11 protein-coding genes and 1 pseudogene are annotated in these 12,099 nt (G+C 42.4%); 1 reads left to right on the top strand and 11 read right to left on the bottom strand.

Features of this window, described 5'->3' with window-relative positions; all coding sequences use genetic code 11:
• Positions 1-38: 38 nt before the first annotated feature.
• The 6 genes and pseudogenes from NSQ37_RS19180 to NSQ37_RS19205 form a co-directional block, all read right to left on the bottom strand.
• Positions 39-677: pseudogene (locus tag NSQ37_RS19180) on the bottom strand (MFS transporter); the annotation flags it as partial.
• A 126-nt stretch (positions 678-803) separates the two neighbouring features.
• The gene (gene satA / locus NSQ37_RS19185) at positions 804-1,313 is read right to left on the bottom strand and encodes a streptothricin N-acetyltransferase SatA (protein ID WP_038456475.1); all 510 of its coding nucleotides are present in this window, start codon (positions 1,311-1,313) and stop codon (positions 804-806) included.
• 157 nt (positions 1,314-1,470) lie between these two features.
• Positions 1,471-1,971, bottom strand: coding sequence for a DinB family protein (locus NSQ37_RS19190; RefSeq protein WP_012118046.1), 501 nt, complete (start codon positions 1,969-1,971; stop codon positions 1,471-1,473).
• Between the two features lie 217 nt (positions 1,972-2,188).
• Complete coding sequence (locus NSQ37_RS19195; RefSeq protein WP_307772235.1) at positions 2,189-2,542, bottom strand: DUF2651 family protein; 354 nt, start codon at positions 2,540-2,542, stop codon at positions 2,189-2,191.
• A gap of 152 nt (positions 2,543-2,694) precedes the next feature.
• The gene (locus tag NSQ37_RS19200) at positions 2,695-3,498 is read right to left on the bottom strand and encodes an HAD-IIB family hydrolase (protein ID WP_045208313.1); all 804 of its coding nucleotides are present in this window, start codon (positions 3,496-3,498) and stop codon (positions 2,695-2,697) included.
• A 32-nt stretch (positions 3,499-3,530) separates the two neighbouring features.
• The gene (locus NSQ37_RS19205) at positions 3,531-4,343 is read right to left on the bottom strand and encodes a Cof-type HAD-IIB family hydrolase (RefSeq protein WP_341124501.1); all 813 of its coding nucleotides are present in this window, start codon (positions 4,341-4,343) and stop codon (positions 3,531-3,533) included.
• A 236-nt stretch (positions 4,344-4,579) separates the two neighbouring features.
• Between NSQ37_RS19205 and NSQ37_RS19210 the strand changes: the two genes are divergently transcribed.
• Positions 4,580-5,305, top strand: coding sequence for a MurR/RpiR family transcriptional regulator (locus NSQ37_RS19210; RefSeq protein WP_025285032.1), 726 nt, complete (start codon positions 4,580-4,582; stop codon positions 5,303-5,305).
• Between the two features lie 84 nt (positions 5,306-5,389).
• On the opposite strand, the gene manA is transcribed toward NSQ37_RS19210, so the two are convergent.
• From manA to ybaK, 5 genes are all read right to left on the bottom strand, one after another.
• Entirely contained in the window at positions 5,390-6,337 is a 948-nt protein-coding gene (gene manA, locus NSQ37_RS19215; RefSeq protein WP_032866664.1) for a mannose-6-phosphate isomerase, class I, read from the bottom strand.
• A gap of 14 nt (positions 6,338-6,351) precedes the next feature.
• Positions 6,352-8,310 carry a fructose-specific PTS transporter subunit EIIC gene (locus NSQ37_RS19220; protein ID WP_032866662.1) on the bottom strand — a complete coding sequence of 653 codons (1,959 nt, stop codon included), beginning with the start codon at positions 8,308-8,310 and terminating at the stop codon, positions 6,352-6,354.
• Between the two features lie 152 nt (positions 8,311-8,462).
• Positions 8,463-10,415 carry a BglG family transcription antiterminator gene (locus tag NSQ37_RS19225; RefSeq protein ID WP_032866660.1) on the bottom strand — a complete coding sequence of 651 codons (1,953 nt, stop codon included), beginning with the start codon at positions 10,413-10,415 and terminating at the stop codon, positions 8,463-8,465.
• A 229-nt stretch (positions 10,416-10,644) separates the two neighbouring features.
• Positions 10,645-11,562 carry an MBL fold metallo-hydrolase gene (locus NSQ37_RS19230; RefSeq protein WP_032866657.1) on the bottom strand — a complete coding sequence of 306 codons (918 nt, stop codon included), beginning with the start codon at positions 11,560-11,562 and terminating at the stop codon, positions 10,645-10,647.
• Between the two features lie 44 nt (positions 11,563-11,606).
• Positions 11,607-12,089, bottom strand: a complete 483-nt coding sequence (gene ybaK, locus NSQ37_RS19235; RefSeq protein ID WP_012118054.1) for a Cys-tRNA(Pro) deacylase — start codon at positions 12,087-12,089, stop codon at positions 11,607-11,609.
• Between the last annotated feature and the right edge of the window lie 10 nt (positions 12,090-12,099).

Below are 12,099 nucleotides of genomic sequence, written 5' to 3' on the forward strand. Positions count from 1 at the left end.
GGATCAAAACTTTTATCAAGTTTGATCCTTTTCCCTTTTTAGTCATTTCTTTGCGAACGTTTATAGACATTCATGTTTACCAGCCAGCTCATAACGATGATTCCTGCAAAAAGAATGAGCATATTACTGTACAAATAAGCGGAATGATCAGCGTTAACAGGCAGCAGCCTTTGATCCAGCAAGCGGGTCGATAATAAACCGCCTGCAATTGAAATACCCGTTCCCTCTGATAAAAAGCTCGTAAAATTAAGCAGACTCATTCCGGCGCCGGCTTCCTTTTGTTTCAAACTGCCAGACACAATTGTAGATATAACCGTTTTTGTGAAGGAGAGCCCCCCAAAAACAAAAACGATGATAACGGTCATGAGCCAAGGTGTCGCATCTATAAAAAAGGCAGCGATTAAAAAGCTGGAAAACATCAATACAATCCCAATGGTCAGCACATATAAAGAACCCTTCCGATCAACAAGCAATCCTCCACTGTAACCGAAGATGATGACGCTCATCGTTCCGGGAAACATAATCCCGCTTCCAATTGCCGCAGTACTTAAATGGTGAACATCTTTCATCATATAAGGAACCATAGAAACAAATCCTGCAGCAGTGCCGAATATCAGTCCTCCGCAAAGGACGCCCATCATAAACAAGACATTTTTCCCCAGTGCAGGGTCAACAAAGGATTTTGCACTTCATCCATAACTCCCCCTGCATTGATTGATATACCTTATTATAAATCCTCAAGCCGATGTTTTGAATACTTCGCGACACACACCCGCTAAATGACGAAACATCTAAAATTTACATTACCAAAAAACCGCAATTTCATTTGCTGTTGAAAAATTGGAATAAAGCATTGTATCGACCGCTCCTATGACAAAGTTATTTTTGGCATAAAAATGACAAGCTGAAACATTAATATCTTGTGTTTCAAGCATAAGACCGCATAAATGATTCTCCTTTGCCCACTCAATCGCTTTATGTAATAAAGCCGTCCCGACACCATTTTTTCTATAATCTTCTGCAACGGCAATGTCTTCAATCAGTGCGTATCCATTCCAATTAGAACGAAGCTTGCTCCGGCCGACACAGTCGTTCTCTGCGTAATAAAAAAAGACAACTTTATCCTCTTCTTCAATATAACTGACATCAATGTCTTCATCGTCATATTTTTTGACATAAGGCTCAGCAAATTTCTCCTCTGTATATGTCCAAACATTGCCCTCAAATGAAGGGATGATTCTCCCTGAAACAACGAAAGGTTCGTTTGGTTTATTGAAGTCTTTCATATTGAATCGCGTCATTTTAGTTATCACCATAATCACCTTTCTGTATTTATTGACCTTAATTTACATCTTTTGAACTGTTGATTCGTCTGCATGTCATGGATACCGGTTTAATAACTCTAAAAAACAAAAAAGATACCAACATCGATTGGTATCATCTATTCATTCGAGCCCTTACAACAACATCCTATTTCGGAGCTTCCAAACCGAATTTAATCCATTCCTCTTTTGCCGGACCGTAAATACCCGGAACAGGTAAACCTGCTTGTCTCATAAGGACAGTCATTTGTCCTCGATGATGGTTTTGATGTTGAATTAAAAACATCAAAAGTGAACCATTTGGCAATTGCTGACCAATAAAGTTGACACATTCTTGAAGTGTATCGTCAGTCCATTGCGTTTTTAACGCCTGTACAAATGCATTACTGGCTTGATGATAACTCTCAGCAATAAACCGCGCCGATGCAGGAACAGGATAATCTTCAGCCGGAGCGTGAAACGTTAAATCTGTGTTTGAGGTAATGATGTGAATGGCAGCGACAGTATGCCATGCAATACGGCCTAAAGTCCAATGTTGTGAAGTGATTTCTTGTTTAAGTGATTCATCAGTCAGATGATTCAGCAGTTTTTGTGTCGCATCGGCTTCGAATTCCCAAGATTTCAAAAAATGGTCTAAGGTTTGAAACATAAAAATCCTCCTTATCCTTTTTTGTTTTTCTATGTATCTACAGTTCAATTATAGTGCTCCGTTTAGTTAAAAAAGAACAAAACGATAGACAGACATTTTTAACAGAAAGCCCGATCTGACAACAACAGACAAAATATAAGAACATAACGGATAACTCTATACTTCTTTTTCTTCAATCGACAAAAAAAGGATAGCTGTTCAAACAGGATTCTTCTGTCTAATATTTTCTCTTTGCGAAAGTCCATATCGTCTTAGTGATTGAACCGGAGACAAAACAGCTCCCCGTCATCATAGCCACCCAAATGAAAAATGTCGGTTCGGCACCTATTACAATAAACATGAATATCAAGGACAAAATGAAGACAATAACAACCATCATCCATACTTTTTTAAAGATGAAATACCCTAAAATCCCTAACAGAAAAGAAGCTGCCGGAAGAAAAATGAGAATGATATACGCGGGGCTCAACAGCGGGCTAATACAAACACCTCCCAATTTCAAAACGAGGCAGTTCCTGCTTTTTGTCTGATATGAAGTGATTTTTTTCATCTTGATATTACACCGCTTCATTCATTTTATACATATTATACCAATACAATCGAGTCAAATATAGATATTTATTCATTTTTAACGTATTTTAGAAAAATCAGGAGTGAATTAAAGTCTGAGGATAGCCCGCTTTTTCTATCCCTAGTAAGTCCTGCCGCATTGATTTTAGCTCATCATTGTTTTTGCAGCGCTAATATTCTCATAATCGTGTGCATGACGCTGCTTTCCTCATTTGATTTGATGACAAAGTGCGCTGCATCTTTTATTTCGTCAATGGCATTCTTAACCGCAAAGCTGTAGGATGCCGCTTCCATCAATTCTTTGTCATTGCGGCCGTCTCCGAACGCCATTGTTTCATCAGCCGAAACCCCTAATAATCGCTGCAGTTCTTGTACTGTTGTTCCTTTATGTATTCCGATGTTTGATATGTCCATCCAGGTATCCTCTGATGCTACGATATATAATTGGTGAAAAAATTCATGCAGCTTTTCTCTCGTTTCCGGACAGTTGGCGTCGGGATCATGAACCGTAATCTTGATAAAATCGTCTTTTATCTCAGTAAAATCAGTTATTTTCGTTACATGTGCATAAGAGGCATTTACATATTTCATTTCACTTTCAGACAGATTTTCTTTTACGATCGCGCCATTTTTTGTGCATGCGATAATGCTATGCCCGCAGCTGATTTTTTCTAAAGCGCCTATAATTGACAGTCCCGCTTCATTGCTGATCAAAGATTCATATACGAACTTGCCGTTCTTTTTTATACGTGTGGCACTGTCTCCTAAAATCCAAAAATCTTTCGCATCTTCTCCGAATAAAGCTTCCACTCTTTCACACTGCTTCCCGGTGCAGATGGCGAAAGCGACATGCTGTTCCTCCATTACTCGTTTTGTCTTTTCAAATAACGTTCTGTCAAAATCGCCTTGATTATTTAAAAATGTACCGTCTAAATCCGTAATCACTAATTTAATCATCGTTCAGCACCTCCGCAGTTAAAACGTCTTTTTCAGACAAAGGGTTTTTCACATTTGAGGATGGAATCAATCGCATTTAAGACCCCTTCTTCATTGTTTGATTGCGTGATATGCGCGGCAGCCTGTTTAATGCTTGCCTGCGCATTATCCATGGCGACCCCGTATTTCACGGCGGACACCATTTCCAGATCATTGCCGCTGTCTCCGAAGGCCGCGCATTCTTCAGCATTTATCCCCCATTGTTTCTGGAGAAGCTTAATCCCGCTTGCTTTATGAAGCCCCGGTATGATCAGATCTATGTCACCGTGCCCGCTTGATACAGGCGTGACGAAAGACCCGATGGCGTTTTTTAAATGGCTCAGAAGTGCGGAACAATGTTCGGCGGGAAAGCTGATGGAAAATTTCAAAATGTCATCATCGATGTTTTCAAAATGCGGCACCCTTTTTAACACATAATAATACTTACTGGCATGCAGATATTCATCTTCACCGGCATTTTCATGAATATACGCGCTTTTTTTTCCGCAGACAATGACGTTTTTCACCTCATACTGCTCTAAAGCACGGATCACTGCTTTTATAGTGTCTTCAGACATGTTACCCGCGAATAATTCTTCTCCGGCATTCACGACGAAAGCGCCATTCTCAGAAACGAAAGCGATTTCACTTTTGATTTCCGGAAAGAAGGATGTAAGCTGCGCATATTGGTTTCCGCTTGCTACGGCAAATTTAATTCCCCGCGCTTTTAATTCACGATACTGATTCATAAAACGCTCTTTATTATATGCCATTTCATCATTCAAAAACGTTCCGTCCATATCAACCGCTATCAGTTTGATACTCATATTGTCCTCCTTTTTTCGGCCGCTTTTGTCAGAGACCCTTGAAGAGATCATGCATAAAGCGTATGAACGAATTATATCCGCAGTTGTTTTGCGCCGTAAATCATTGGCTGACGTCTTGTTTTGAATGACACAAAAAGTGATTTGTCACATAAATATAACACTATGTTTCTTTTAAAAATGATATGTTACGATTAGATGTACATTCACCATTCTCATAAAAAGGAGAATCCCCCTGCATGTTCACACACGAAATGATTGCTTCATTTAACGAGCTTGAAACTTCTTTATACAACTACATCTCCCAAAACAGCGAGAAAGTCGTCTATATGCGAATCCGTGAATTGGCAAATGAAACCCATGTATCTACGGCTTCTATTTTACGTTTCTGCAAAAAAATAAACTGTGAAGGGTTTTCGGAGTTTAAGGTGAAGCTGAAAATGTATACGGAGGCAAATAAAAAAACGATTTTAAAGAGTCCCCATCATTCCGTTGCCGAATTTTTTGAAAGAACAGTAAGCGGAGGGATGGAAGAAAAGCTGAAGGAAGCAGCAGCCCTTGCGGCCGATGCAGAAAGCGTTATTTTTATCGGAGTGGGAAGTTCAGGAATTCTCGCCGAATACGGAGCCAGATATTTTTCGTGCTTAGGGAAACTTTCAATGTATATTAAAGATCCTTACTTTCCGGCCCATTCCCATTTCCGCCATAACAGTATCACGATCGCATTATCGGTTTCAGGTGAAGGAGATTCTACGGTGACTCATCTGAATCAGCTGAAACAAGAAGGCAGCCGGGTCATCAGTATTACAAATCATAAACATTCAACCATTGCCAAAATGTCCGATGTGAATATTTCATATTACGTGACGGAAGAATGGGTTGAAAATGCGAATATCACCACCCAAATCCCCGCTATGTACATACTTGAATCAATGGCTCGGGAGATATACAAATTGAGAGAATAAATTCAGGAACGAAAACACTGATACACTGGAGATTTCGCCCTTTTTGTAAAACCCTTCTCTGATGCTAGAGAAGGGTTTTGAAGATCACAGATGAGACACAATACAATTTGCATGGCCTGCCAGTTTATATTCTCCCAAACCGGAAGGCAGGAGAATATGATCTCCTTTTCTAAAGGGATATTCATGCCCGCCTGCAATCATTATTCCGTCTCCTTCGATCACGCTGACAAGAAGGAAGGGATGATCCTGGAATAGATTTGCTTCACCTTTTACATCCCACTTTTCGACTGAAAAATAAGGACATTCTATTAAAACAGCTGCCAGCAGATCATCTGTTTGTTTATATTGAACGGTCGGCCGTTCACGGACAGATGGAACGTCTATCACTTCTATACTTTTTTCCAAATGGAGCTCGCGCATCCTGCCGTCCGCATCTTTTCTTCCGTAATCATACAATCTGTAAGTCGTATCTGAATTTTGCTGCGTCTCTAAAATAAGTGTGCTCTTTCCAATCGCGTGAACGGTGCCGCTTGGGACAAAGAAGAAATCTCCCGGCTTTACCTTAACTCTGTTCAAAAGCCCGTCCCATTCTCCGCGCTCAATCATGGATATCAGTTCTTCTTTTGTTGTTGCGTTGTGGCCGAAAATGATCTCCGCATCTTTTTCACAATCAATGATATACCAGCATTCGGTTTTTCCAAGTTCCCCGTTTTCATGCATTTTGGCAAAGTCATCATTCGGATGCACCTGAACGGACAGGTCTTGGTCTGCGTCCAAAATTTTTGTAAGAAGAGGAAAACGGTCTCCTTCAAGGTTTCCGAATAAATCTCTGTGATGCTCCCACAATTCACCGAGCGTACATCCTTTATACATGCCGTTTCGAACTGTGCTCTGTCCATTTTGATGAGCGGCGAAGGCCCAGCACTCCCCTGTCCGCTCGGACGGAATATTATAGTGAAAATCACGCAGGGCGGCGCCTCCCCAAATTCTTTCTTTGAAAACCGGATTGAAAAATATCGGTTCAGTAGACATGATCATCCCCCGCTTTATTCGATTTCTTCCAGAAGCTCATACGCCTCTTCTTTTGTCTGAACGGAGAGCAGCCTTTCCCGATAGCTGTCATCCATCAGTTTTCGGGATAACATCTGCAATATTTTCAGATGCTGATTTCCGCCGCTTTCCTTCGGTACGGCAATCATAAAAATCAGTTTTGCATCAGAACCATCAAGGCTGTTCCAGTCAACACCCGAACGTCTTATTCCGAATGCGACACCCGGCGTTTTGACGGCTTCAGACTTTCCGTGCGGAATGGCGATATTCATACCTATCGCCGTGGTTCCCTGCTGTTCCCGGCTCAAAATGGCCTGCTTAAATCCGCTGTCAGACAGCAGCATACCTTTACGGGACATTTTCTCGATCATTTCATCGATAATGTCATCCCTCGTTTCGCCGGATAAATGCGGTTCAATCAAGTCCGTACTGATAATGTCAGTCAGTTTTTTGATTTCGGTCATCCCGGCTTTTCGGCTGTCAGCCTGAGATGGTTCCTTTGTTTCTTTTGCCGCTGCAGCTTCATTTGGTGCGGCAGACGGCAGCACCTCGCCGGGCGCGGGGGATTTCGCCATATCTTTCTTCAGTACATTAACCAACAGAGCGGTGACAAGAGAGCCTGCTGTTACAGCGATAAAAAACATCAGTACATGATCTACTGCTCCAAGTACAGCAACGATGGGGCCGCCGTGTGCCACTCTGTCCCCCACATGGCCGATCATCGCTATCACCGAGCCGATCATAGAACCCGCCATAATACTCGGGATCACACGAAGGGGGTCTTGGGCCGCAAATGGAATGGCTCCTTCCGTGATACCGAAAAGGCCCATCGTAAATGATGCTTTTCCCATTTCTCTTTCTGCGGCGGCGAATTTTCTTTTCCCTAAAAACGTTGCAATCCCAAGCCCTATCGGCGGTATACAAATGGAAACGGCAATCGGGCCCATGATTTCATAATTTCCTTCTCCGATCATTGCCGATCCGAAAAGAAAGGCCACCTTGTTTACGGGTCCTCCCATATCAAAGGAGATCATCGCTCCTAAAATCAATGCCAGAAGAATTGAGCTCGAACCTTTCATTCCCGCAAGCCAAACCGTTAATGATGCGAAAATATGAGCGACGGGGGCGCCGATCAGAAAGACAAACGCCAAACCGACGATCAGTGAGGCAAACACCGGAATAATAATAATCGGCATAATCGGCTGTATTGCTTTAGGAACTTTACATTTTTTGATTCCAAGCGCCGCATATCCCGCCAAAAATCCCGCAATGATTCCTCCAAGAAATCCTGCGCCGCTTGCACTGTCGTAAAAGCTGCCGGATGCCGCAATATATCCGCCGATCATTCCGGGGACAAGACCCGGCTTATCAGCGATGCTGAACGCGATGTACCCGGCTAAAATCGGGATCATGAATGAAAAAGAAGCACTGCCGATCTGTTCAATCGTTTTCCAAAAAGACTCGTCCGGAATGACTAAGCCCTTTGGTGTTTTTTCTCCTCCAAGCGTCAATGCAACCGCTATCAATAATCCGCCGACGACAATGAAAGGAACCATAAAAGAAACGCCGTTCATTAAATGACGGTAAATCGGGTTTTGTTTTTTGCCCTGCTGACTTGCGGATTCAGCTTTTGAAGCAGATTGATAGACCGGCACTTCACCGCTAAGCGCTTTTTGAATTAATTCTTCCGGTTTGCGGATGCCTTCCTGAACCCCGACAGCCAGCAGCTTTTTTCCCGCGAATCGGTCTTTGTTCACCGAACGGTCCGCCGCGATAATGATTGCGTCTGCTTCCTGGATTTCCTCTTCGGTCAGCCTATTTTCCACCCCGATTCCGCCCTGGGTTTCCACTTTGATCTCAACGCCTAATCTGCCGGCTGCTTTTTGTAAATTTTCAGCAGCCATATACGTATGGGCAATGCCGTTCGGACATGAAGTAATCGCTAACAGTTTCATATAAATCCTCCTTTGCAGTCTGAATTTCAAGATCTTGTCTCAACTTTATACTGAAATCAGCCTGTGATAAGCACGTTTTTTTACCATAAGTTCCGGAAATAACGGCATTTTTCCCTATAAACAGAAAAAAAGCAGGGAGCCATTCCCTGCTTTTAATAGTTTAAATACGATAAAAACGTCATCACATTTTTTTCTTCCGTCAGTTTTTGAATAAATGCCGGCTGCTCGCTAAGATAGGAAAGCTCACTGAATAATTGCTTTACCTTGTTTTGATCTTCGTGTTTGACAGCAAGCATAAAAACGAGCGACACCTTTTCTGTCCCCCATTCAATCGGCTCTTTTAAGGTGGCGATTGCAATGGCTGATTGTTTGATATATTTAGAGTTCGCGTGAGGGATGGCAATACCCGCCCCAATATTTGTCGCCGACATTTTTTCTCTCATTACTGCATGAATGCCATACTCTTTTTCTACATAGCCTTTTTCATACAAAGCCTGCGCCAGCTTTTCAATGACCTGATAACGGTGCTCTGTCTCTTGCTGTAAAAAAACGAGAAACGGAGTCGTGTCGTTCAGCATTTTAAACGTTTTTTGCTCCCGGCGATGTGATGTATCAAGCTGTTGCATAAATGCGCTGAGCTTCTTTTCATCAGCAGACTCCAAAAGCGGTGATACGACAATATGAGGGATCGTTACATTTCCAAGCCCTATCGTAGAAATGACGAAATCTATATCTTTATGCTTTTTGATATACTCTGTCAGCTCCGCTTTTGCGATACAGTCTTTTACCGTAATGTGATGAAATTTGCGTTCAATTTTAGTCCGCAGCAATTGTGACATGCCAATGCCCATATGGCAGACGATGATCGTCCCTTTAGGGTTATGACTGCTTCGGCGCAGCCGTTCGATCGCTGCCTGAAAATGCAGCGTCAAATAGGCCGCCTCTTCTTCAGGAATATAAAGATCAAATGTTTGATTGATGTCTTCTAAAACGTCAATGATAAGATGAAACAAATAAGGGTACATTTTTTTGATGTCGTGAAGCATGGGGTTTGAAACAGAGAGATCATAGCTCAGCCGCTTCAACACCGGATCGAGATGAATGTTCAATCCGTTGATCAGTTCCCGGTCTTTATGAAAATCCAGCATTTGCAGTTCTGAAACACGATTGATCAAATGCCTGACGACTTTGGAAAGCTCAGAATCTTCAAGATCAAGCTTCTTTTCTTGCTGCGATGGATAGCGGACTTTCCCGCCTATTATATGTAAAGTTAAATAGACGGCTTCTTCCTCAGGAAACCGGATGGCAAATACCGGCTCAAGCCGTTTTAAACAAGCCAGTGTCCATTCATATTCTTTCTTCTTTTTTACCGCGTCCAGCTGTCTTGCAGAAATGGCGACCGGCTGTTTCATTTTGATACGGCGGATAGTCAGCAATGTATGCAGCAGCAAACTTTCAAATGTTTCATCCGTAAAATAGATAGAATGTTTTTTTTGTAATAACTTGATTTCTTTTCTCACAAAGTCCGCTTCATAACTTAAAAACTTACTTTTTATAAATTGGCTTGTAAATTCCGCATTATCAATCAAATCTGAAATTCGCGCCAATGCTTTTCTTTTGTTTTTTTCGTCCCCTTCAATCTTTAAGCCAAGCCGCTGTTTAGAAACCAGTATGAGATCAAATCGCTTCAGCCACTCCTCAACCGCACTTACATCCTTTTTAATGGAAGCTCTGTTTACAAAATGCTGTGCGGCAATTTCTTTTGCGGAAACGGGCTTTGAATTCATTAATAAATCATAAGCGATGTGAAGTATTCTTTCTTCATCGGTCTTGTGCCCGCACGTAAAGTGCTCATTATAAATTTGCCGGCTTAACCGTGACCTTTCCTGTTCAGATATATGTAAATAGACGCCTAATCCCGGTTTGCGGATCAGCTGAGCTTGAGCATGTTCATTCAGGAAATCTTCAATCGTTTTCAAATCATTCCTGATCGTTTTTTCAGAACAGCGGACCCTGTCTGCGAAATCTTGCACAACTAAGTAGTCATCAGGTTCAGATAACAACAGATACAAAATCTTTTTCTGCCTTGAATTCATGTATTTCATCTGTTTTTCTATCCTTCCTGTCCGTTTCTGCTGGAGCAATTGTGATAGGTTAAATATACTGCGCATACGAAACCGTTTTCATTTTATAGTGAAACAAAAGAGTAAAAAGTTTTGTTTTTTACCGCAGGTTCCGGAAAAATCATGTTTTATACAGAGACAATTCACCTTTGATTGACGTCAAAACACCAACCGTTTTTAAACGATTGGTGTCGGCAGCGAAAACCTGCTGTTACAGCCAAAATGTTTCGCCAAGCGCTAATGCTTTCAGGTTTTCAGGAGATAATGCAAGCCGATCCCACTCGCCGTGCAGTCTGCTTAATGCTTCCCGGCCTGTATCATCAGCAAGCCGGAATGCCCCGTAATGCATGGGAATGAAGCTGTCAGCCTTCAGCTCCAAAAACGCTTTTACGGCGTCTTCCGGATTGATATGTGACACTTGCATAAACCATTCCGGTTCGTATGCTCCGATCGGCATCAGAGCCGCCTTAATACGAAACCTCTCTCCGATTTCTTTAAAGCCTTCAAAATAGCCTGTATCTCCTGCAAAATAGATGGACTCGCCGTTTTTGCTTTCTATGACCCAGCCTCCCCAATGAGAGGTATCGGTATCCCAAAGCGTTCTCCGTGTCCAGTGCTGGGCCGGAACAAATGATATATTCACCCCCCGCATCTCAAAACGATCCCACCAATTCATTTCATGAACGTTTTTGCGGCCTTTTTTGTTGAACAGCTTTTTCAATCCCGCAGGCACGTAAAAATCCGGGTTTCCTCTCAGTTTTTTTATACTCGGAAAATCAAGATGATCATAATGCCCGTGTGAAATGAGCACGGCATCAATGTCAGGCAGTTCGCTCAATTCATATCCCGGCTCTGTCAGCCGTTTTTGAAAACCCATCCGCCGCGCCCATACAGGGTCGGTCATTATGTTAAGCCCCTGTATTTGGATCAGAAATGAAGAATGGCCGATCCAAGTTATGGCGGTTTCCGTCCGATTGACGGCAACATCACGGACATCCCTTGTGACCGCTTTCGGAATGTTCTCGCTTAAGTCTTTACTTTTTTCTCTTCGTTCTTTCATCCATTTCCACATGTCCCTGAATCCATGTTCATTCTTCACGCCATTCAAGTTTTCATATCTTTTTTTCATTATCATTCTCCCTTGACACGTGTTCTATTAGATTCATCGGACATTTATACAATGTCTGTAAATACCGCCCCGCTTGCTTCGGCTAAATCTTGAGGCGCTGCTTTCAGCTGCATTCCGATTTTCCCCGCACTGACAATCATAAACTCCAGTGTTTCAGCGGATCTATCAATAAAAGTCGGAAACCTTTTTTTCATGCCGATCGGAGAGCAGCCGCCGCGCATATAGCCGGTTACTCCCAAAAGGTCCTTCATGGCAATCATTTCTATTTTCTTCTCACCTGCCGCCTTCGCAGCTTTTTTCAGATTCAGTTCTTTTGCAACGGGAACGACAAAGACGTAATAACGATCAGTACCTGCAGATGCCACTAAGGTTTTATAAACATATTCGGCAGCGTATCCGATTTTTTGTGAAACGGAAAGACCGTCTGCGGGCTGTCCCCCTTCTGTTTTGTAACCTAATAGCTCATAGGGAATGTTTTGCTGCTCAATTATACGGACAGCATTTGTTTTCACTGTTTTTTTCGCCATGGTTTTCCTC

The organism is Bacillus sp. FSL P4-0334 (genome assembly GCF_038004825.1).
Lineage (GTDB): Bacteria > Bacillota > Bacilli > Bacillales > Bacillaceae > Bacillus > Bacillus velezensis.

Bases quoted from the DNA above. Each gene is read 5' to 3' on its own strand.
- ybaK (WP_012118054.1), bottom strand. From the start codon at position 12,089: ATGGCGAAAAAAACAGTGAAAACAAATGCTGTCCGTATAATTGAGCAG.
- NSQ37_RS19210 (WP_025285032.1), top strand. From the start codon at position 4,580: ATGTTCACACACGAAATGATTGCTTCATTTAACGAGCTTGAAACTTCT.
- NSQ37_RS19200 (WP_045208313.1), bottom strand. From the start codon at position 3,498: ATGATTAAATTAGTGATTACGGATTTAGACGGTACATTTTTAAATAAT.
- NSQ37_RS19230 (WP_032866657.1), bottom strand. From the start codon at position 11,562: ATGAAAAAAAGATATGAAAACTTGAATGGCGTGAAGAATGAACATGGA.
- NSQ37_RS19220 (WP_032866662.1), bottom strand. From the start codon at position 8,310: ATGAAACTGTTAGCGATTACTTCATGTCCGAACGGCATTGCCCATACG.
- manA (WP_032866664.1), bottom strand. From the start codon at position 6,337: ATGTCTACTGAACCGATATTTTTCAATCCGGTTTTCAAAGAAAGAATT.
- NSQ37_RS19205 (WP_341124501.1), bottom strand. From the start codon at position 4,343: ATGAGTATCAAACTGATAGCGGTTGATATGGACGGAACGTTTTTGAAT.
- NSQ37_RS19195 (WP_307772235.1), bottom strand. From the start codon at position 2,542: ATGAAGCGGTGTAATATCAAGATGAAAAAAATCACTTCATATCAGACA.
- NSQ37_RS19190 (WP_012118046.1), bottom strand. From the start codon at position 1,971: ATGTTTCAAACCTTAGACCATTTTTTGAAATCTTGGGAATTCGAAGCC.
- NSQ37_RS19225 (WP_032866660.1), bottom strand. From the start codon at position 10,415: ATGAAATACATGAATTCAAGGCAGAAAAAGATTTTGTATCTGTTGTTA.